Origin of the sequence: Terriglobus albidus (genome assembly GCF_008000815.1) — a bacterium.
Classification (GTDB): domain Bacteria; phylum Acidobacteriota; class Terriglobia; order Terriglobales; family Acidobacteriaceae; genus Terriglobus; species Terriglobus albidus_A.
Genome location: NZ_CP042806.1, coordinates 1,482,364 through 1,503,370 on the forward strand (window position 1 = coordinate 1,482,364; position 21,007 = coordinate 1,503,370).

At 59.1% G+C, this 21,007-nt stretch carries 15 protein-coding genes; 9 read left to right on the forward strand and 6 right to left on the reverse strand.

Annotated features, from left to right (window positions below):
- Window positions 1-15: 15 nt before the first annotated feature.
- The 3 genes from FTW19_RS05870 (at window position 16) to FTW19_RS05880 (ending at window position 2,153) form a co-directional block, all read left to right on the forward strand.
- Window positions 16-867 (forward strand): DoxX family protein, encoded by an 852-nt coding sequence (locus FTW19_RS05870; RefSeq protein ID WP_187143312.1) that lies wholly within the window; start codon window positions 16-18, stop codon window positions 865-867.
- The gene (locus FTW19_RS05875; RefSeq protein WP_147646763.1) at window positions 842-1,645 is read left to right on the forward strand and encodes an alpha/beta fold hydrolase; all 804 of its coding nucleotides are present in this window, start codon (window positions 842-844) and stop codon (window positions 1,643-1,645) included. The genes FTW19_RS05870 and FTW19_RS05875 overlap by 26 nt, the downstream gene beginning before the upstream one ends.
- Window positions 1,646-1,778: 133 nt before the next feature.
- A complete protein-coding gene (locus FTW19_RS05880) occupies window positions 1,779-2,153 on the forward strand; it encodes a VOC family protein (protein ID WP_147646764.1) in 375 nt (124 codons plus the stop codon).
- Between the two features lie 77 nt (window positions 2,154-2,230).
- Here the strand turns inward: FTW19_RS05880 and FTW19_RS05885 are convergent, their stop codons facing one another.
- Together FTW19_RS05885 and FTW19_RS05890 are read right to left on the reverse strand one after the other, a co-directional pair.
- Complete coding sequence (locus FTW19_RS05885; protein WP_147646765.1) at window positions 2,231-2,998, reverse strand: LytR/AlgR family response regulator transcription factor; 768 nt, start codon at window positions 2,996-2,998, stop codon at window positions 2,231-2,233.
- Complete coding sequence (locus tag FTW19_RS05890) at window positions 2,989-4,122, reverse strand: sensor histidine kinase (RefSeq protein WP_187143314.1); 1,134 nt, start codon at window positions 4,120-4,122, stop codon at window positions 2,989-2,991. The genes FTW19_RS05885 and FTW19_RS05890 overlap by 10 nt, the downstream gene beginning before the upstream one ends.
- A 244-nt stretch (window positions 4,123-4,366) precedes the next feature.
- Between FTW19_RS05890 and FTW19_RS05895 the strand changes: the two genes are divergently transcribed.
- A complete protein-coding gene (locus FTW19_RS05895; RefSeq protein ID WP_147646767.1) occupies window positions 4,367-4,918 on the forward strand; it encodes a hypothetical protein in 552 nt (183 codons plus the stop codon).
- Window positions 4,919-5,292: 374 nt separating this feature from the next.
- Window positions 5,293-8,784 carry a TonB-dependent receptor gene (locus FTW19_RS05900; protein ID WP_147646768.1) on the forward strand — a complete coding sequence of 1,164 codons (3,492 nt, stop codon included), beginning with the start codon at window positions 5,293-5,295 and terminating at the stop codon, window positions 8,782-8,784.
- 429 nt (window positions 8,785-9,213) lie between these two features.
- Here FTW19_RS05900 and coaBC read toward each other — a convergent pair whose 3' ends face one another.
- Genes coaBC through panB form a run of 3 tightly spaced genes read right to left on the reverse strand, consistent with a single transcriptional unit; the run spans window position 9,214 to window position 12,242 of the window.
- Window positions 9,214-10,458 carry a bifunctional phosphopantothenoylcysteine decarboxylase/phosphopantothenate--cysteine ligase CoaBC gene (coaBC, locus tag FTW19_RS05905; RefSeq protein ID WP_147646769.1) on the reverse strand — a complete coding sequence of 415 codons (1,245 nt, stop codon included), beginning with the start codon at window positions 10,456-10,458 and terminating at the stop codon, window positions 9,214-9,216.
- A 2-nt stretch (window positions 10,459-10,460) separates the two neighbouring features.
- Window positions 10,461-11,309: a pantoate--beta-alanine ligase gene (gene panC / locus FTW19_RS05910; protein WP_147650491.1), complete on the reverse strand. Its 849-nt coding sequence runs from the start codon at window positions 11,307-11,309 to the stop codon at window positions 10,461-10,463.
- Between the two features lie 24 nt (window positions 11,310-11,333).
- On the reverse strand, window positions 11,334-12,242 hold the full coding sequence (panB, locus tag FTW19_RS05915) for a 3-methyl-2-oxobutanoate hydroxymethyltransferase (protein WP_147646770.1): 909 nt from the start codon (window positions 12,240-12,242) through the stop codon (window positions 11,334-11,336).
- A gap of 121 nt (window positions 12,243-12,363) precedes the next feature.
- Between panB and FTW19_RS05920 the strand changes: the two genes are divergently transcribed.
- Together FTW19_RS05920 and FTW19_RS05925 are read left to right on the forward strand one after the other, a co-directional pair.
- Window positions 12,364-14,016, forward strand: coding sequence for a rhamnogalacturonidase (locus FTW19_RS05920; protein WP_147646771.1), 1,653 nt, complete (start codon window positions 12,364-12,366; stop codon window positions 14,014-14,016).
- A gap of 30 nt (window positions 14,017-14,046) precedes the next feature.
- Entirely contained in the window at window positions 14,047-15,138 is a 1,092-nt protein-coding gene (locus tag FTW19_RS05925) for an FUSC family protein (protein ID WP_147646772.1), read from the forward strand.
- 277 nt (window positions 15,139-15,415) lie between these two features.
- Here FTW19_RS05925 and FTW19_RS05930 read toward each other — a convergent pair whose 3' ends face one another.
- Complete coding sequence (locus FTW19_RS05930) at window positions 15,416-16,009, reverse strand: KdsC family phosphatase (protein ID WP_147646773.1); 594 nt, start codon at window positions 16,007-16,009, stop codon at window positions 15,416-15,418.
- Window positions 16,010-16,122: 113 nt separating this feature from the next.
- Here FTW19_RS05930 and FTW19_RS05935 point away from each other — a divergent pair, with 113 nt between their 5' ends.
- Both FTW19_RS05935 and FTW19_RS25710 read left to right on the forward strand, forming a co-directional pair.
- Entirely contained in the window at window positions 16,123-20,508 is a 4,386-nt protein-coding gene (locus FTW19_RS05935) for a DEAD/DEAH box helicase (RefSeq protein ID WP_147646774.1), read from the forward strand.
- 216 nt (window positions 20,509-20,724) lie between these two features.
- Complete coding sequence (locus FTW19_RS25710; protein WP_187143316.1) at window positions 20,725-20,889, forward strand: DUF5522 domain-containing protein; 165 nt, start codon at window positions 20,725-20,727, stop codon at window positions 20,887-20,889.
- The last annotated feature ends 118 nt before the right edge of the window (window positions 20,890-21,007 follow it).

The window sequence follows — 21,007 nt, forward strand, 5'->3', positions numbered from 1 at the left end:
AAAGGACTGTAAGGCATGATTCGTGAGCAGCAACCCGCACTCTCTCTCTTTTCTATCGGCATGATCGCACTCGGAACGCTTTCGGTGATCTACCGCGACTTTGCCTACAACTGGCAGCCCGTTCCTGCATTTCATCCCGGCCGCGAAGCACTCGCTGTAGCATGCGGTCTCTTCATGGTCGTAACCGGTGTGGCGTTGCTCATTCGTTCGACGGTTGCGCTTGCTTCGCGGGTCGTCCTTCCGTTTCTTCTGGCCTGGCTTTGTCTCAAGATTCCAGCATTGATCGTCGCTCCTCAGATTGAGGCCGTCTGGCTCGGGATTGGCGAAATTGCCATGCTGTTTGCCGGCGGACTGGTGATCTTTGCCCGTTTCTCCGGCCTGGAGCAGTCATCCTTCTTTCGGCGCTTCACCGGCGCGAGCGGGTTGCGCATCGCAAGCATCATCTTCGGGCTTGCTGTGATTCCCGTCGGCCTCAGTCATCTTTTCTATGTGAAGATCACGGCCAGCCTTGTACCCTCCTGGTTGCCCTTTCGCGTCGGTTTCGCATATCTGACCGGTGCCGGGCAGATGGCCTGTGGCCTGGGGATATTGTTCCTGGTGCTGCCACGTCTGGCTGCATATATCGAAACCGCGATGCTGGCGCTCTTTGCTTTCCTGGTCTGGGGGCCTAACACCTGGTTTGCCGCTGCTCCAAAGATGGCGGGCTCACCGGTGGGGCCGCGCTTCCCGCTGACCGCATTCTTCATCACCTGGATCATTGCCGCGGCCTCGCTGCTTGTGGCGGGCAGTTTCACAAACGAACGACCTGATACCAACAGAACATCGAAACAGAGGACTACGAATGACAGTGCAGGACGATACGCTTGAGGTCTTTCAGGCTCACGGAGCCCCAGCTTTGCCGCCGGGAGAGAGCGGCCTTGTGGCTCATGAAGGCGCCCGCATCTGGTACTGCAGGCTTGGCTCAGGTTCTCCCGTCATTCTGTTGCACGGCGGGCTGGGCCACAGCGGCAACTGGGGCTATCAGGTTCCATTCCTCCTCGAGCATGGATTCCAGGTTGTTCTGATCGATAGCCGTGGACAGGGAAGAAGTACCCGCGATCAGCGTCCTTACTCGTACGATCTGATGGCTTCCGATGTTGTCGCGGTCATGGATGCACTGCAGATCGAGAAGGCTGCCCTTGTTGGCTGGAGTGATGGCGCATGTACTGCGATGCTTCTTGCCGCGGCGAATCCAGCACGTGTCTCTGGAGTCTTCTTCTTCGCCTGCAACATGGATCCCAGCGGGGTAAAGCCCTTCGAAGCTACTCCCGTCCTCGATCGCTGCTTCTCCCGCCACACGAAGGATTATGCCGAGCTGTCACCGACACCGGATCGTTTCCAGCAGCTCGTCGCCGATCTCTCACTCATGCAGCGGACGCAACCCAACTACACAGCGGAGGATCTCGCAAAGATCCATGTGCCCGTCACCATCGTGCAGAGTCGTTCCGACGAGTTTATTCGTACAGAACATGCAGAATACCTCGCCAGGTCGATTCCCAACGCCAGATTGGCCCTGCTCGAAGGTGTCACCCACTTCGCCCCGCTCCAGCGCCCCGAGCCGTTCAACGTGGAAGTCCTCGGCTTCTTGCGTGGTTTGCCTGGATGATGAGCGATAGAGCATTTTCCCCGTTGCTGGGTATCCCGGGGGGGTATGCAGCGGCAGGTTCGGGCTATGTTCGAATATCCACCCTATCGCTACCGCGCTTGCCCTATGCTGATAGGCAGAAAGGCATCCTGCCATGCTCGGTTCACAGCCCATCATCGCCTTTATTCCCACCAAAGACTTCAGGAAAGCCCGCAGCTTCTACGAGCAGACACTCGGTCTGCGTTTTGTGTCGGATGACGGATTCGCTCTTGTCTTCGATGCGAATGGCGTCATGCTTCGTATTGCCAAAGCGTCGGAGTTCAAGCCGCAGCCCTTTACCATCCTGGGCTGGAAGGTCGATGACATCGGTGACTTCGCAGGTCAACTTTCCGCGAAAGGCATTACCTTCGAGCGGTACAGCTTTCTTCAGCAGGATGGCATTGGGATATGGAGTTCTCCTGATGGAGCGAAGGTCGCTTGGTTTAAAGATCCCGACGGCAATCTTCTCTCTATATCTCAGCATCCGTAACCGTGACTGGGTACCTTGGCGACTGCCTGTGTTGAAGCTTCGTGATGAAACCTGCCCATTGAGACGATCTAGTCTAGTCAAAATGGATTTGTGAGTGTGCGGCGGATGCGCTCGCTATAAGTGCGCCCCGATTGCAGACGTTGCCCCGACTTGAGTTCGACCGCATACTGACCGTGCGCGATTGGCCACAGCCGCGCGATACGCCGGATATTGACGATGTGCGATCGATGGATGCGCAGGAAGCGGTTTGAATCGAGCACGCCCTCAATGACATTCATAGGAACGTGCAGCAGGTGAGTTGACGGACCGACGTGAAGCCGGACGTAGTTCTGGAAGGCTTCGATCCAGTCCACCTCGTGGACTGGTACAAAAATGGTGTTCTCGCCGGATCGAACGGCGAAGCGCTCCAGCTGCCGCGGCGGATTCGCGATGGCACCGAGCATCGCCAGCACCTGTTTTGTGGCATCTTCGTGGGGAGCGGTTTGTAGCCTGTTGACGGCTCGCTTGAACGCGAGCTCAAAACGCTCCTCGCTCACCGGTTTGAGAAGATAATCGATCGCCGCGATTTCGAACGCCCGGATAGCATATTGGTCGTGCGCGGTTACGAAGATCACCGGCGGCATAAGCTCTGCTCCAATCGCGTGAACTACTGCGAAACCGTCTGTCCGGGGCATCTGCACATCCAGGAGCACAAGGTCCAGCCTTTTCTCACGAATAAGAGCAATGGCCTCTCGTCCGTTTCTCGCTTCCGAGACAGACTCGACCTGGGGATGACGGCCAAGCAACAGCTTTAGCCCTTCGCGAGCAAGGGGCTCATCGTCCACTACCAGAACACTCAATCGCACGGCGAGGCCTCCTGCGGAACCGTCCGCATAGGCAGTGTGATCGTGACCCGTACACCACGGTTTGGTGCTTGCTCGACGACAAGCTGCGCCCCATCTCCGTAAAGCCGCGCCAGCCGGTTTCGAGTATTCATCAACCCGATTCCTGGGCGGCCCGGCCTGGGCGAGAGTAGCCCAGGTCCATCATCGGAGACGACGAGGGTAAGGGCCCCATTGGAGCTGGTCGCCACTACCTCGATCGTCACCGCCTCCTCGCTCTGACCAAGACCATGGCGAACTGCATTTTCGACAATCGGCTGTAGCACCATGTGCGGCACCAGAACTTCAGACAGTGCGGCGGGTGGAGCAATGCGCACACGCAACCGGTCCTCGAATCGGACCTGTTCGATCGAGAGATACAGCTGCAGGAACTCAAGCTCGCGCCACAGCGGGACTTCCTGAGCCTCCACATCATCGAGCGTACGCCGGAGGAGATTGCCGAGTTTCTCCACCATGGCCTCGGCCTGAGCTGTCTTCTGTTGCTGAATCAAGACAATGATTGCGCCAAGCGTATTGAAGAGAAAATGCGGCTGCAACTGCATCTTGAGGGAACTCAGCTGTGCGGTTGCAAGCTGTTGCGCCAGTTCGGATGCCTTCACCTTTAACTCGAATGCCTCTCGTTCGCGAATCTTGGCGTTTTTCTGCGACCGGTACACCGCATGAAGCGCGAGGACGGCCCAATAGCGGATGACGCCTCCCTGGATACCGAATGACAACATGATTCTGACGCCCGCGGCGATCGACGGAGGAGGAGGCGGCGCCGGGAAGACGCCAAGCAGTAGCAATAGCGGGACTTCGAGCGTAGTGGCTAAGATCGAGAAAATCACGCTGAAACCAAGGTGCAATGCGATGTAGGTGCGCCGGCGTTCGATCGGCCATCGGTTGCTGAGCCAGAGCAGCGCCGGTGTGAGGGCGGCGCAAACATACATGCCCGTCATCCAACCGACGAACACGTACTTCCAAGGCACGGCGCCGCCTCGATAGAGCCGCGGAACCGTGTCCTGGATGATGTAGAAAAGCCCGGCGATCGTCCAACCGAGCCAGACTCCTACGATCAGCCGTATCCGTTGACGCATTCGGGGCGACATGACTGCTTCATTCTTCCACGGTTGAGTCTCCGCCTTGGCCGGCTTTTGACGGAATGGCCTATCGCGATGTCGAACCGCAGTCACAAGCACCTCAATCCAGTTCGACATCCTATTACAACCGTTTGTCAAAAACACGTGTCCGGCTCCTCTGCCGCGTCTCTAGGATCGCTGGGTAACAAGAGGCAGGAGCCAAATCCAAAGGAAGAATGGAGCAGGAACAATGAGGACTGGATGGAGTACGTGCATGTTCGGAGGGATGGTGGTGGTATTGGCGCTGGTAAGCGGAGCCGCGGGGCAAACCACCACAAAGAATATGGGCGAGGCGCCGGGCATTCTCCCAAGCAGCTTTGGCGAGACAGTCGATCGCGGCGTCATGACCCTGCGCGGTGCGACCACTAAGTTCAAGACGACCGAGGCTGCCGAAGCGGCCGGCTACAAACAAGTCACCGGCTGCGTCGAACATCAGCCCGCGGGCGCCATGGGCTATCACTTTCAGAACAACGCGCTTCTGGACACGACCCTCGACCTGGAGCATCCGGAGGTGCTGGTCTACGAGAAGATGCCCGACGGCGCTTTTCACCTGAATGGCGTCGAATTTCTTGTGCCGATCTCCGCTTGGAAATCAGCCGATCCGCCGCGCGTCATGGGGCAGGCCCTCATCAAAGCGGATTCGATCGGCTTCTGGTTCCTTCACGTCTGGGCCTGGAAGCCGAGTCCGAGCGGCCTATTTGCTCCCTGGAACCCCGACGTCAAGTGCCCGGAGGCTTCGTCGATGAGTCAGTCGATGAGTCATTAGATTCAGCATTGCCGTCGACGCGAAAGCCCCAATATCAGTAGCGGGCCACCGGTCCGCTACTGACATCTCTTCCTGCTGGAAACTCGACAAACTGCAGACGTTGATCCATGCTCTCTCGCATACAACGTCGTCGTGCGTGCCCAGATATCCCGGGCGGTTCAGGTCCGCTGCACCTTTCAAAACCATCCATCATGCATGGATTCGCATGAAAATCTCCACACATCTCACCTTGTTTTAACCATCTTTTATCTCTCCCTTCTCAGAACATGCAGGAATGCCGAATAGCGTAACCCTACCGCATCCGTAACTTCCCCCAGGAAGCAGCAATCCTGCTGCATAACGGATGACAATGCATGTTCACAACTCGGAGAGCTATGACGATAAAACGGTTCGGCTTCGTTTTTCTTCTTCTTGCATGCGTTTGCATGATGTGCCCGTTGAGCTGGGCGCAATCCACACAAGGCACCATTCTCGGCACGGTGAAAGACAGCAGTGGCGCCTTCATTACGAACGCTACCGTCAAGCTGACTGGCGTCGATACTGGAGTCGTGAAGACCGCGCAGGTGGACTCCACCGGAACCTATCAGTTCCTGAACCTGAATGCTGGTATCTATCAGGTCGAGATCACTGCTGATGGTTTCAATGCGCAGGTGCTGCGCAATCTCAACCTTTCCGCACGACAGGAACTTCGCGCCGACGCGACGCTCTCCGTTGGCTCTATCACGCAGGATGCGTCCGTGGATGCAGCCGCTGCCGGCGTGATTGAAACGGACAATCCGTCGATTGACGCTACGCTCTCTTCGAATGCCGTTCGCGACCTTCCCGCGAACTACCGCGCGAGCTCCAACGGCACCAGCCCGCTGAACGTGATCCAAACGCTGCCGGGTGTACAGACAGACTCCAGCGGAAACTTCTCTGTGCAGGGCGGCTTGCCCTTCCAGACCGATGTCACGGTCGATGGCATCACCACGCGCAGCGCTACCGGCGGCAATTCGCCTATCCAGAACGCTTTTCCTTCCGGCGATTCCATCTCCGAGATGCGTGTTGATGGTGTGCTCAACGCCGCTGAGTTCGGACAGCCCGGCGAAGTCACCACCACGACGAAGAGCGGCACAAACAACCTGCACGGCGCTATCTTCTGGTATCACCAGGACTCCGGTCTGAACGCTAAACCTTGGGGGTCAACTCAGAAGCCCAAGCTTGTGACCAACGACTACGGTGCAACCATTGGCGGTCCGGTTGTTTTGCCGCATCTCTACAACGGTCACGACCGGACCTTCTTCTTCGGAACGTATGAGGGCTATCGCAGTCCGCGCACCAGTCCCTATACCGCCGTCGTCCCCACGGCCGCGATGAAGCGTGGTGATTTCAGCAAAGTCAAGGGACTCACGACACTGAAGAATCCTTATGGCGGCACCTACCCGCTGAATGCAGTTCCCATCAACGCCGTGGCGCAGAAGTTCCTCTCCTTCTTCCCCGATCCCAACATCGGTGACACCAGTACCTATGTGCCTGGAGCGGTCAACTACAGCACCAACAAGGGCACGTCGCTCTTCTCCAATCAGTTCGATATCCGCGGAGATCAGTACGTCGGTCAGAAAGCGCTTGTCTTCGCTCGCTTCACCTGGAAGAACTACAACCAGGACGCTCAGCAACCCCTTGCCGTTCCCTCCAGCACCAAGTCATTTCAGGACCGCATCTTCCTCATTGCCGGCAACTATAACTTCACGCCAAGCCTGATCAACGAGTTTCGTTATGGCTTTACCTTCGACACGAACGGCAACGTGAATCCCTTCGATGGCAAGGGCTTCACCACCAACTCCGGGCTGCAGGGCCTGCAAAACCTCTTCTACAACGGCATTCCTGAGCTGGACTTCGGCGACCTCACCACTCTTGATGCCGCCCGCCTTACCTCCATCACCAAGTCGCGCACACATGTTTTTACCGACAATGTCACCTGGGTCAAGGGCCGGCATAGCATGAAGTTCGGTTTCGATATCCGCAGGCTACAGGCGATCACGCCGCTCGGTTTCAACGGCGCTGACAACTATGGCACCTTCGACTATTCCTCTGCCAGCTTCACTGGTCAGGAGTTCGCTGACTTCCTCATCGGTGCTCCGAACACCACATTCTATGACGTCGTGCAGTCCGACAACGACGGCCGCTCGATGCACTATCACTTCTTCGCGCAGGACCAGTGGCGGGTCTCTAACGGCCTGACGCTGAGCTATGGTCTACGCTACGAGTATCATCCTGCCTATCACGATCCCAGCGGCAACATCGGTAACTTCGATCCCTCGCTCGCCAAGTCGGGTCAGGTGATCTTCCCGGCAGGTAAGGGAAGCCTGGTCTCGCAGCCGTACCTGGCCAGCTTCAACTCCTGCGGTCTTGGCCAGACCTCCGGCAAGCCCGCGGTTAACGGAGCTGCCTGCACACCGACCATCGACAACAACCAGGCTGGTCTGCCTGACGGTCTGCGAACCGCCGTCAAGCTTCGCTTTGCTCCACGCTTCGGTTTTGCATGGCGTCCGTTCGGAGATAACCGTACCGTCCTCCGCGGCGGATATGGCCTCTACAACATCACGCTGCTTGGCTCTAACTTCTACTCCCTCACCGGTACGCTGCAGGCCAATACCGTGCAGTACACCAACTCACAGACCACCAGCGGCCCCTCGTATGTCTGGCCACAGATCTATACCGCTTCAGGAGCCAGCTCTGGTTCTGCAGGTTATGGACAGGCATACTTCGGAACGGCGAACGATATCCACTGGAACGATCCGTACTCACATCAGTTCTCGCTCTCGGTCGATCGCGACCTTGGCCGCGGCTATGGTCTTCGCGTTTCCTACATTGGCATGACGACGAAGCATCTCGTCTGGGCGCCGAACCTGAATGACCTGCCGTACTCCCGTACGACGTCGGCGTACAACCAGCCTCTCTCCGCTCGTCCCTTCCCCAACTGGGGAACCATCAACAGTCGTTCCACCGGCGGTTCCGCAGCCTATCACTCCGGTCAGGTTGATTTCCGTCACTCCCTCACCTCCGGTCTGACCTTCGACACGACCTATACGTTTGCCAAGAACCTCACCAATAACCAAGGGCCGAACAGCACCTCCTTTGCGGGTGAGAGCGGCGGGTCCCGTGCCTCGTTCGGTCGCGATCCTGATGTCGATCGTGGCCAGGCGTCCGGTACGAGCCGTCACCGCTGGAACACCACGCTGCTCTATGCCTTACCCTTCGGTCGTGGCAAGCAGTTCGGTGGCAACATGAGCCGTTGGACTGACCTCGCTGTTGGCGGATGGCAGTTGAGCAGCATCTTCGTTGTACAGAGCGGCCCTTTCCTTGCGCCATACTTCCCCGGCGGTCAGGGTGATCCCTCGGGAACTGGCGCTGGTCTAAACGGTGATATTAACGGCGGTGCCCTGCCTGGACGCAGCCAAAAGGTGGATCGCCTTGTGGGTGTCAGTGAGGTTCCCACCAATCGCACTGCCGCCCGCTGGTTCAACCCTGCCGCATTTACCTGCCCGGGCACGCCGACCTGGACCCCGGGCTCGCAGTGCCACACCGGCCGTGGTCTGGCCGGAGATCCTCTGCCTATCGGCCGCTTTGGCAATATGCAGAACAACTCCATCGTCGGTCCCGGAACAGTGAATCTCTCCGCTGGTCTCAGCAAGAGCTTCGCCATCACCGAGCGTGTCTCGCTGCGCGCGGAAGGCACCTTCACCAACATCCTCAACAAGGCGAACCTGGGAATTCCGAATATGAATCTCTCCAGCGGCGCCTTCGGCACCATCACCTCTGCCAACGACAAGGCGGACTTCAGTGGTGCACGCACCGGACAGATCTCGGCCCGCCTGCAGTTCTAGCGGTAAGAACGTCCATCAACCGGGTAGCCAGCGAAGCCTCGCTGGCTACTCTGTTTTAAGCCCGAATCAGTCATCTGTCAGGAATATGCCCAGGGCTAAAGCCCATCTACTTCGTCCTTTATCAGCGGGCTGAAGCCTAATGTCACTTACTTTTCAGTTTCCATAGGAGTTGAGGCCTCCAATGCGTTCCGATTGCACTACGGAACTCTTAGGGGGTGAGCTGGAAATGAATGTGAGTTTAGTTTTCACTGAGAAAACGGTACCGGCCTTGGTTCCTGCTGTAGGATTTGGCAACCTAATTTCTCTCCATTTGCTTCAAGAAGCCCGTTGTTCCACTCTTGGTTGCGAAAGTAAGTGACATTAGGCTGAAGCCCGCTGCTCCCACCGGTTCTCGCCATTCTTTTGGCCTGCGCGACTTAGGATAAGTCTCTAATACCCCGGCGTAAGCTCAACTTCCGATCGATCACGCAGAACACGCAACCGATGCACCTCATCGAGAATGCGTTCTGCCATCGTCCACTTCGACGACAACTCTAATCGCACCTCGCGATCCGCAAACAACATCACGCCGGCATTGTGATCGGACCCGATACCTGTATCAGGTCTGGATACATCGTTCGCAACAATCGCATCGACGCCCTTCTCGCGCAGCTTGCGCCGGCCTTCCTCTACAACGCGTTCTGTCTCTGCAGCAAAGCCGAGGATGAGCGTTCCGGAAGGGCGCAGGCGCGCAGCTTCCGCCAGGATATCCGGCGTCCGCTCCAGTTCCAGCGTCAATTTCTCGCCGCTCTTCTTGATCTTCTGCGCGGCAGGATTGGTCACGCGATAATCCGCCACAGCTGCAGCCATGATCAATGCCGTCGCCCCTGGAAGGCGGTCAAGCACAGCCGTACGCATCTCTTCTGCGGACTCGACCAGCACGCGTTCGCAACCCAGAGACACGGCACGACTCGCGGTCGTAATCAAGGTCACTTTTGCTCCGCGCTTCAACGCTGCTTCCGCAAGAGCAATTCCCATCTTGCCGCTTGAGCGATTGCCGAGGAAGCGCACCGGATCGATTGCCTCCCGCGTGCCGCCGGCGGTGATGAGCAGGTGCTCTCCTGCGAGGTCGCGAATGGGATTGGCTGCATGCAGTGTCGCGGAGACGATCTCAGGAATCTCAGCGAGACGGCCCTCGCCCACCATGCCGCAGGCAAGCTCTCCGCTCGCCGGCTCGACGATAGTGATGCCGCGTCCGCGCAACGTCTCCAGGTTTTCCCGCGTTGCAGGATGCCGCCACATGTTCACATTCATCGCCGGAGCCACAACTACCGGCGCTGTCGCCGCCAATGCAATTGTGCTCAGCAGATCGTCGGCCATGCCGTGCGCCAGCTTTGCCAACGCATGCGCCGTTGCCGGAGCGATGACCAGCACGTCGGCCCACTGTGCGATATCGATGTGCTCAATTCCAAACCCTTGTGGCTGTTCGCCTGCAATTTCACTTACCGCTGGAGTCCACAAAGAGGTCAACACCTGGCGTCCGCTCAGTGCGGCAAAGGTGAGCGGCGTCACGAACTTCTCCGCGCCCTGTGTCAGTACGACCTGTACTTCGGCGCCCTGTCGCTGCAACTCGCGCAGCAGCTCTGCCGCTTTGTAAGCAGCAATGCCTCCGCAGACACCCAGCAGTACCTTCATGGCTACACCTCGCGTGCGGGAACCAACAGGTTGTCGATCAGCCGTGTGCTGCCCACCCAAGCCGCTACCGCCAGCAACGCACCTCGCGACAGATCACTGACATCCAGCAATGTATCCGGATCGACGACGGCAGCGTAGTCCACACGTACTCCGTCGGTGCCTTCGAACTCACTCAACATCGCATCGCGCAACGTTGCGGGTGTTCCCGTCGCTGCCAGTGCCTCTGCTTTGCGAAGAGCTCGCGACAGCACCAGCGCACGGCTGCGTTCTTCCTCGCTCAGATATCGATTGCGCGAGCTCAACGCCAGGCCATCCACCTCGCGTACCGTTGGACAAACCACTATCTCCAGCGGAAAGTTCAGATCCCGCACCATGCGCCGTAAGACGGCCACCTGCGCGGCATCTTTCTGTCCGAAAAAGGCCAGGTCCGGCTGCGTGATGTGAAACAGTTTGCTCACCACAGTGGCGACGCCACGAAAGTGACCGGGCCGCGATGCTCCATCGAGCCGCGCCCCCAACTCCGGCACGTCGACTGTCGTCTGCGCGCCCTGGGGATACATCTCCTCCGCGCTCGGCGCAAACAGCCAGTCCACACCTTCGCTGGTCAACAGTTCCGCATCGCGTTCGAAGGTGCGTGGATAGCGGGAGAAGTCCTCATTCGGACCGAACTGCAGCGGGTTTACGAAGATGGTCGCAATCACATGCGTACATCGTGCTCGTGCCGCCCGCACCAGCGACAGATGTCCCTCATGCAGCGCGCCCATCGTCGGCACCAGGCCAATTGTGCCCGAGCCTCTTTTGGCCGCGCGCACAATCTGCTGCATCTCACGGATCGTTGTTACTGTCTGCATTGCCGTAACTGTCTGCATCGCTGCTTACTCGCTCCAGACAGAGAGTTCCGGCTCCTCCGTCTCAGGTAGGTGCACATTGGTCGGTAGATGATAGCTCTCTTCATCACGCGGGAAGGTTCGTTCACTCACTGCGGTTCGATACTCCTCCAGCCCTTTGCGCATCAGCGCTGCGACATCTTCAAACTGTCGCACGAACTTGGGGGCATTGCGGAAGCTCAAGCCAAAGACATCGTGCCACACCAGGATCTGGCCGTCGCACTTCGGGCCCGCTCCAATACCGATCGTGGGTATATGAAGCCGTGCCGTAATCAGCGCGGCCAGCTCTCGCGGAATGCCTTCCAGAACAATCGCAATCGCTCCTGCATCTTCCAGTGCGAGGGCGTCATCCAGCAGGGTCATCGCTTCGATCTCACTGCGGCCCTGCACCCGATAGCCGCCCATGCGATTGACCGACTGCGGAGTCAGGCCAATGTGTGCGACGACAGGAATCTCCGCTGCAGTCAGCGCACGAACACGTGAGGCCATCGCCGCGCCGCCCTCCAGCTTTACTGCGTTCGCGCCTGCCTCCTTGACCATGCGAAGGCTATTGCGCAGGGTATCTTCCACGGAGATCTGATAGCTTCCATACGGCAGATCCACAACTAACAAGGCGCGCTGTGTTGCCCTGCGCACGGCACGAGCGTGATGCAACATCTCGTCCATGGTGACGGCCAGCGTATCTTCATGGCCCAGAACGGCCATTGCCAGCGAATCGCCGACCAGCAGCATGTCAATGCCGGCCTCATCTGCCAGTCGCGCTGTGGGATAGTCGTATGCGGTGAGAGCGGTGATAGGTGCCCCTGAGCGCTTCAGCGCCAGCAGGCTCGCGGGTGTGACTGCGGTAGCCACGCCCAAAGGACGCGCGGCCGCGTCCCGGAATCCGGTCAGACTCATAGTTCACTCCAGTGCCGCTCCTCCATGATGACAGAGGATGCAACCCGAATGCATCCAGTATAGTCCTTTCTTCTTCCTTTAATTGAAACGTTTCGCTTGCGGGCTGTATGCTGGTCGCGCCATGCAACGTCGCGATCTTATTAAGCTCTCTCCGCTAGCGCTCGCCGGAGCTGTCGGCCATGTCTCCATGGCCGAAGCCCAGACCGAAACGCAGAACGTCCAGGCTCTGTACAACGTGCGCAGCTTCGGCGCTACCGGCGACGGCAAGACTGTGGACACGCCGTCCATTAACAAGGCCATTGAAGAGGTAGCCAAAGCCGGCGGCGGAACGCTTTATTTTCCGGCCGGCACCTACATGTGCTTCACCATCCGGCTCAAGTCGACCGTTGACCTTTATTTTGCACAGGGATGTACCATCCAGGCGGCCGACTCACCGAAGGCCGGTGAGACGACCGGCTACCGCGGCGGAACCTACGATGCCGCCGAGCCCAACGATCCCTGGACGCCCTATCAGGACTATGGCCATAACCACTGGAAGAACTCGCTCTTCTACGCCGAGAACGAGCATGACTTCTCTGTCTCCGGCCCGGGACTGATCTTCGGCAAAGGTCTCTCCCACGGCATCGCGACCGCAGTTCGCGGTGGCTACCAACCCTTTAAGGCGGAGCAGCCTGGTGTCGGCAATAAGACCTTCGCTCTCAAGAATTGCCGCAACGTCATCCTGCGCGACTTCCGCCTGCTGAAGGGCGGCCACTTCGCACTGCTCGCTACAGGCGTGGACAATCTCACGCTCGACAACCTGCTGGTCGACACTGACCGTGATGGCTTCGACATCGACTGCTGCCGTAACGTGCGGGTCACCAATTGCACTGTCAATTCGCCCTGGGATGACGCCATCTGCCCCAAGTCGAGCTACGCTCTCGGCTATGCGCGTTCGACCGATAACGTCACCATCGCCAACAACTTTGTCTCGGGATACTACGAGCTGGGCAGCGTGCTCGCCGGCACCTGGAAGAAGTTTGCCGAGGATGCCAAAGTCTCACGCAACGGCCGCATCAAGTGCGGCACGGAGTCTAACGGCGGCTTCCGCAACATCACCATCTCCGGCAATGTGATCGAGGGCAGCAAGGGCATCTCGCTCGAAACCTCCGACGGCGCTTATCTGGAAGACATCTCCATCACCGGCAATACGATGCGTGACACCATCGACGCTCCGCTCTTTCTTCGTTTGAATCGCCGCAATCGCAATCCGAAGGAAACCCTGCGCAAGGGAACTCTACGCCGCATCCTTATCTCGAATCTCGTTAGCTATAACTCGGCGGCATCGACCGCATGTCTCTTCTCCGGTATTCCCGAAAACCTGATCGAAGACGTCAAGCTCTCCAACTGCTACTTCGGACATGAGGGCCTTCCCAAGCAGATGCGTGTCGGTTGGGGAGACGACCGCCAGCCCATGACCGACTGGCGCACGCTGAAAGTTCCGGAGAAGGAAGAGGATTACCCCGAGCTGCTGCGCTTCGGCCCAACACCCTCGCACGGCTTCTTCCTGCGCCACTTGCGTAACCTCGAGATGTCGCATATCGAGATCGCTCCGGCTACGGCTGACCCGCGTCCTGCCATGTGGCTCGAAGATGTGCATCGCGCCGACCTCTTCGCCATCACCGCTCCTGCGCAGGAGAACTTCTCGCTGCACAACGTGACGGACTTCCGGCTGATGTGGTCGCGTGCGGCAAAGGATACGACGCTCGCAAATGCGGAAAACCAGGTGGTATAGCTCCATGTATCTCCGCATAGAATCCTAGGCGTGGCTAACGAAGAGGTTATTAAGATCACACGCTTCGCATGGAACGAAGCCGAGCCGCTCCATGCGCTGATCTGTCTGCCGGCCGTCCTGCTTGTCATGGCGGTTGGCATCCTGATCGACCAACAGAGCTGGGCCGCCATGGCGGTCGGCGGAGCGATGTGTGTCGGCTTCGGATCGTTCCAGCAGCCGATCTTCTATCGCTACGGCCCGATGCTGGCCGCGGCCTTCGGCATCACCATCTCCACGTTTCTAGGGGCGCTCTTCGCCGTCGATAGCTTCGCTCTCGGCTGCGTCTGCGTCCTGTGGGCTTTTATCTATGGCCTGATGCAGGCGCAGGGAACCGCTGCCTCCTGGGTCGGCGTACAGTGCTGCGTCTACCTCATCATCTCTTCCGCAGCGCCTGATACGCACGGGCGCGTACTCGGTACCTTTCATCAGGCGGCACTGCGTGGAGTCGCCACCTTAGTCGGCGCTGCACTGGAATTTTTCGCCATCCTTTACTTCTGGCGGTTTGTTCCGCGCATTACTGCCAACCTCACCGACCCGCACTTCGATCCGCGGAAGTTTCGCGTGAACTATCTGTTCTCGCACATCACACCACGCAGCATCTATTTCCACTTTGCAGTGCGTCTTGCGGTCACCATTGCGATTGCGGTGATGCTCTATCGGGTCTGGTGGCCTCTGCCTAACGGTTACTGGATCGCCATGACCGCCATCCTTGTGGTGAAGCCGGAGTTCTATCTCACGACGGAGCGCACGATCCTTCGCCTGCTCGGCACCTACCTCGGCGCAGGCGTGGCCACCGTAGTCGCCACACTGCTGAGGCCAAACCTATGGGTGCTGGTTGTCCTGGTGCTGGTCTATCTATGGGTATCCTACGTCTTTATGAACGTGAACTACGGCGTCTTCTCGGTAGCGATTACCGGTTACATTGCCTTCCTGTTGGCCTTCAATCATCTGCCGGAAGAGTATGTGCTCCACAATCGCATTCTGGCCACGACGATAGGCGGTCTACTGGCGCTTGCGATCCACGCCATCTTCCACCTCTTCCGCCGAGCCTGGCCGGCTCCCGAGGACGAACCTGCAGTGTGAGCGATATACCTTTACGGCGCCATTCGATTTCAGGTTTGTCATTTCGCAGCGACCGAAGGGAGCGGAGAAATCTGCTTTCAGGAAATGACTTCCGGTAAACCGATGCGTGGAGAAGATGCTCTCGTCGTTATCACGGTATCGGTAGAACAGCAGATTTCTCCGCTACGCTACGAAATGACAAACCCAAAAGCGTTCCTGACAAGAGCGGCGTACAACGATAAAGGCGGGCAAAGATCTTTGCCCGCCCATGCAGTACCTCTTCAACTTTCAACTTCTTTCACATTCCACCCTGACCAATATCCGCGACTTTGCCTTCGTTGGCCTCATCGAGATAGGTCGCCATTGCCGAAGCAAGCTTGCCCTGTGCCTCAAGAATGAACTCAATCGCATCGCGCCCTGCGCCATAGCCGGGAAGATTCGCTGTCGTCCAGTGCGCCATCTGCTTCACCTGCGGACGCGCATTGGCCACCGCAATCGCAAAGCCGACGTGGTTCATCACCGGAAGATCGATTACGTCGTCCCCAACGTAAGCAACCTCATCCAGCGTGATGCCTTCCTTCGCACAGATCTCCTGTACCGCGCGCATCTTGAAGTGCTGGCCCTGGTAGACATAGTCGATCTTCAGGTCGCGCATACGCACGGCGACAGTATCCGACTGGCGCTTGGTCACAATCGCTACCTTCAGTCCGGCAGTGCGGCCGATGGCGATACCCAGGCCGTCATGGGCGGAGAAGCCCTTGGTCTCCACCGCCACCGGCTGGCCGTTGGCGTCTTTACCGGTAGGGATAAACCAGAGGGTTCCATCCGTCAGGACACCGTCGACGTCGAAGACAAGAATCTTGATACGGGAGGCGCGTTCCGTGGCTGTCATCAGAACTGAGGGTATCAGCCCTGTCCTGAAAACCCGGAAAGCCGGCGCCAAAAGAGGGAAGCTGGTGGAAATCCGCAGGCGAAGGAATTACGAAGAAAGCGCTAGAATGATGCATGGCCACCGCGACCCTGCTGCCCGAGGAGACCTTTGCCGATCCGGCCATGGAATGGGCGCATCCGGTCGTACGCGAGTGGTTTCTGCGCAGGTTCGGCTCGCCCACGGAACCGCAGATCGCCGGCTGGCCCGCGATCGTTCGCGGCGAGCCCGTTCTCATCTCCGCACCCACCGGCTCCGGTAAGACACTGGCAGCCTTCCTCGTCTGCATCGATGCTTTGCTGCGGCAGGCTATCGAGGGCCGCCTCGATGCCTCGACCCATGTCGTTTATGTCTCGCCTTTGAAGGCTCTGTCTAACGACGTGCAGAAGAACCTCGACGGTCCGTTGCGCGAGATTCAGGCGCTCGCTCTTGAGCGCGGCTACCTCTGCCCTGAGATCCGTACCGGCGTTCGCACCGGTGACACACCGGCAAAGGATCGCGCCGCCATGCTCAAGCGGCCGCCGCACATCCTGGTTACCACGCCGGAGAGCCTGTACATGATGCTCACGGCGCTCAAGGCGCGTGAGAACCTGCGCCGGATACGCACCGTTATCGTCGACGAAATCCACGCTGTTGCTGACGACAAGCGCGGATCGCATCTCGCTCTTACGCTCGAACGCCTCGACGCTCTGGTGCGCGGAGAGAACCGCCTCACTGCCGGCGGCATGTTGACCGGTCTGAGTGAGGCTCCGCAGCGTATCGGCCTCAGCGCTACGCAAAATCCCATTGAGCTGGTTGGCAACTTCCTGGTCGGGGCGGGCGAGCGGCCGGTCACCATCGTGCAGGTTGGGCAGCGGCGTCACCTCAATCTTGCCATTGAGGTTCCCAGTGAAGAGCTCGGCTCCGTCACCTCAAACCGCATGTGGGATGAGATGTACGACAAGCTCGCGGCTCTGACCGAGACCCATCGTTCCACGCTGGTCTTCGTCAACACGCGTCGCCTGGTCGAGCGTCTTGCCTTCAATCTTGCCGAACGTCTTGGGGCAGAGAATGTTGCCGCCCATCACGGCTCTCTCTCGCGGGCCCTGCGGCTTGATGCCGAACAGAAGCTTAAGAACGGGGAGATCAAGATTCTGATCGCCACGGCATCGCTTGAGCTCGGCATCGACATCGGCGACGTCGACCTCGTCTGCCAGATCGCGACCACGCGGGCAGTTGCTGTAGCCATGCAGCGTGTCGGACGTGCCGGTCACTGGCGCGGAGCTATTCCCAAGGGACGCTTCTTCGCTACCACCCGCGATGACATGATGGAGCAGGCTGCGCTCATCCGTGCGATGCGCTCCGGCGATCTCGACAAGCTGGAGATTCCGCCTGCTCCCAAAGATGTGTTGATGCAGCAGATCGTTGCCGCCGTCGGGGCCGAGCCCTGGCGCGAAGACGATCTCTTCGCTGTCTTCAAACGCGCCTGGCCATACCGTGATCTCGATCGCGCCACCTTCGACGAACTGATCGCATTGCTGCATCAGGGCATCGAGTCCTCACGCGGCCGCTACGGCGCTTACCTTATGCGCGACGGTGTCCGCGGAGAGCTCCACGCCCGCCGCGGCGCCCGCATGACCGCTATCGGCAACGGCGGAGCTATCCCCGACGTCGCGCAGTACGCCGTCATGCTGCAGCCGGAGAACGTGCAGATAGCCACACTCGATGAGCACTTCGCTGTCGACTCCAGCCCCGGCGATGTCGTGCTGCTTGGCAATACAAGCTGGCGTATCCAACGAGTCGAAGCCGAAGGCCGCGTTCTTGTCGAAGACGCGCAAGGCGCTCCGCCAACGCTGCCTTTCTGGGAGGGCGAAGCGCCGCAACGCACCGATGTCCTCAGTGAAGGCGTCGGTAAACTTCGCCAGGAGATCGCCGAGCTTGTGCCCGATGTTCTTCCCGGCCTCGCCGCAGGCTCACATCCGCAGGCCATGGCTGCCGCTGAGTGGCTGCAGCAGGAGTGCGGCCTCTGTCCCGGCGGAGCAACACAGCTCGTCCGCTACGTCGTCGAAGGCAAAGCTGTCCTCGGCGCTGTGCCTACACGGCAGAGCATCATTGCGGAGCGCTTCTTCGATGAAGGCGGAGGCATGCAGCTCATCCTCCACGCTCCCTTCGGCGGACGCATCAATAAGGCATGGGGTCTGGCTCTGCGCAAACGCTTCTGTCGCGGCTTCAACTTTGAGCTGCAGGCAGCCGCCACCGACAACGGCATCAACATCTGCCTCGCCGAACAGCACAGCTTTCCGCTCGCCGATGTCTTCCACTTCCTTACTGTCGAGACCGCAAAGGAGCTCCTCGAGCAGGCATCGCTGGCTTCTCCTATCTTCAAAGCGCGCTGGCGCTGGGCCGCAAGCCGTTCGCTGCAACTGCTGCGGTTTGTAAAAGGAAAGCGGGTCGCTCCGCAGATTCAGCGCACGCGCTCGGAAGATCTGCTCGCCAGTGTCTTTCCGCAGGCTGCCGCATGCTTTGAGAACATCGAAGGCGATATTCAGATTCCCGATCATCCTCTTGTTGGCGAGGTGATGCAGGACGTACTGCATGAGGCAATGGACCTCGACGGGTTGGTGCAGCTGTTGCAGGGCATCGCCAACGGCAGTATTCAGTGTCTCGCCGTCGATACGCCCGTACCCTCACAGTTCGCGCACGAGCTCATCAATGCCATGCCTTATGCCTTCCTCGATGAGGCCGGCCTGGAAGAGCGCCGTGCTCGCGCTGTCTCACTGCGCCGCGGCATTCCCGATGCAGTGCTTGCCGAAGAAGGCAAGCTCGATCCCGCCGCCATCGCCGAGGTCCGCAAAGAGTGCTGGCCTGATATCCGCGACTCGCACGAATTGCACGACCTGCTCTTCGCGCTCATGGCTCTTCCCGTCGATGCCATGGCCGCATGGGATGCGCGTCACTGGCCCGGCTTCTTCGACACGCTTGCCATGCAGGGCCGTGTCAAACAGCTTCGTCTCGCAGACCGCGAATGCTGGATCGCCGTTGAACGGTTGCCCATGGTCGAAGCTCTCTGGTCCTGTACACCGCCTGCAGAAGCCGCCGAGGCCTTGAAGCTTCTGCTGCAGGGCTGGATGCAGATCCTCGGCCCAGCCACCGCACGCTGCATTGCCGACACCTTCGGCCTCGACGCCAATGCCGTCTTTGCGCAGATGGTGTTGATGGAGTCGCAAGGCGTCATCCTGCGTGGCGTCTTTGAGAACGGGCGCTCTGTACAGAGCGATCTCGATATTGAATGGTGCGAGCGCCGCCTGCTGCAGCGCATTCACCGCAACACTGTCGGTTCGCTGCGCCGCGCCGTCGAGCCGGTCAGCCAGGCCGTCTACATGCGCTGGCTCCTCGAATGGCAGCACCTCACCGGAACCAAACTCGCTGGGGAAGAAGGACTGCTCTCGGCACTCGAACAGCTCGAAGGGTTTGAAGCTCCAGCTATCGAGTGGGAGCGCACCTTGCTTCCTGCGCGTGTCGCCAACTACGACCCTCGCTGGCTCGATCATCTTTGCCTCTCCGGAGTCGTCGGCTGGGGCCGCGTCTCTCCGCATCCCGCTTGGGCCGATGGCACAGCGCCCCGCCGTGTCATCCCCACCAATATGGCGCCCATCACGTTCTATCTGCGAGAGACCGCCGACTGGCTGGGATGGGCGCTGGAACAGAAGCAGGTGGATGAGCCCAAGCTTGCCGTAGCTCTCAGCGAAGAGGCCAATCGCGTGCGCAATCTTCTGCGCGAGCGTGGCGCCTGCTTCGCCGCTGATATTCAGCGCATTCTTCTGCTGAGCAAGCAGCAGACGCAGATGGCTCTGTGGGAGCTGGCTACCGCCGGCCTCGCCTCGGCCGATGGATGGGACCAGCTCCGCGTGATGATGGATCCAAAGAAGAAGCCCGCCGTCATGGAGGCGGGACGCCGCGGCGTTCGCTCGCATGCGGGCCGCTGGAGCCTATTGATCGAAGACTCCTCCGCAATTCCCGAGACAGCCATCGAGCGCGCCCGCCGCGTCGATGCGGCTCACGAGTCCGCCGCACGCATGCTGCTGGCACGTTATGGCGTCATCTTCCGCGAGCTCCTCGCCCGCGAATCTAACGCTCCGAAGTGGCGCGATCTCGTCGGCATGCTGCGCCGCATGGAAGCCCGTGGGGAGATCCGCGGTGGCCGCTTTGTTATCGGCGTCGGTGGCGAACAGTTCGCGCTTCCAGAAGCCGTTGACTCGCTGCGGCAGATGAAGAACCGTCCCGCCGACGATCGTGAGGTGGTTGTGGCCGGTGCCGATCCCATGAATCTTATCGGCGTGGTCCTTCCGGGAGATCGAGTTGCCGCCATGCCGCGCAACGTCGTCCGCTACCGCAACGGCCTCTGTGAGAATGCAGAGGAGATCAACTCACCAATCACGGAACCTCCTATGCAAACCACAGCTCCTCCCGCCAGTCTCTTTTAGATTGCATCGGCAAATCCGAGATAGAGCATGTATGGGTACCCCGTCCATTGCTAATCACCCCAGCGAACAATCTCGCCGGGGACCCCGATACGCAATGGGTGCGATCTTCAGGATCCGGTTTCAGGCTCGATTCTCGACCATATCTTGATCGTTAACTATGGAAGGCGATGGAGTGTCCATCGCCTTCCTCAACTCGTTATAATCCCCGCGAAAGCAATGGATACGCCACAACCATCTCCGCCAGACGAACTGAAACCCGGCGACTTCTATTACGAGGGTGAATATCTCGTCTTCACGGCACAGTACCTGCTACGCCGTGGCTACTGTTGTAACAACGGCTGCAGGCACTGTCCGTATCGCGAGATTGACTACGAAGACTAGAGCATTTTTCCTCTAGGTGTAGCGCAGGGCATGTGCACCTATGGGCGTTTTCCTTAATGAAAACGCCGCTGCACGCCATTTCCGGGATACCCAGCAACAGGAAAAATACTCTAGTGTC

What these genes read in the sequence shown, in the direction of transcription:
- FTW19_RS05870 (WP_187143312.1), top strand. Translation starts at nt 16, where the DNA reads ATGATTCGTGAGCAGCAACCCGCACTCTCTCTCTTTTCTATCGGCATG.
- FTW19_RS05875 (WP_147646763.1), top strand. Translation starts at nt 842, where the DNA reads ATGACAGTGCAGGACGATACGCTTGAGGTCTTTCAGGCTCACGGAGCC.
- FTW19_RS05880 (WP_147646764.1), top strand. Translation starts at nt 1,779, where the DNA reads ATGCTCGGTTCACAGCCCATCATCGCCTTTATTCCCACCAAAGACTTC.
- FTW19_RS05890 (WP_187143314.1), bottom strand. Translation starts at nt 4,122, where the DNA reads ATGTCGCCCCGAATGCGTCAACGGATACGGCTGATCGTAGGAGTCTGG.
- FTW19_RS05895 (WP_147646767.1), top strand. Translation starts at nt 4,367, where the DNA reads ATGTTCGGAGGGATGGTGGTGGTATTGGCGCTGGTAAGCGGAGCCGCG.
- FTW19_RS05900 (WP_147646768.1), top strand. Translation starts at nt 5,293, where the DNA reads ATGACGATAAAACGGTTCGGCTTCGTTTTTCTTCTTCTTGCATGCGTT.
- coaBC (WP_147646769.1), bottom strand. Translation starts at nt 10,458, where the DNA reads ATGAAGGTACTGCTGGGTGTCTGCGGAGGCATTGCTGCTTACAAAGCG.
- panC (WP_147650491.1), bottom strand. Translation starts at nt 11,309, where the DNA reads ATGCAGACAGTAACAACGATCCGTGAGATGCAGCAGATTGTGCGCGCG.
- panB (WP_147646770.1), bottom strand. Translation starts at nt 12,242, where the DNA reads ATGAGTCTGACCGGATTCCGGGACGCGGCCGCGCGTCCTTTGGGCGTG.
- FTW19_RS05920 (WP_147646771.1), top strand. Translation starts at nt 12,364, where the DNA reads ATGCAACGTCGCGATCTTATTAAGCTCTCTCCGCTAGCGCTCGCCGGA.
- FTW19_RS05930 (WP_147646773.1), bottom strand. Translation starts at nt 16,009, where the DNA reads ATGACAGCCACGGAACGCGCCTCCCGTATCAAGATTCTTGTCTTCGAC.
- FTW19_RS05935 (WP_147646774.1), top strand. Translation starts at nt 16,123, where the DNA reads ATGGCCACCGCGACCCTGCTGCCCGAGGAGACCTTTGCCGATCCGGCC.
- FTW19_RS25710 (WP_187143316.1), top strand. Translation starts at nt 20,725, where the DNA reads ATGGATACGCCACAACCATCTCCGCCAGACGAACTGAAACCCGGCGAC.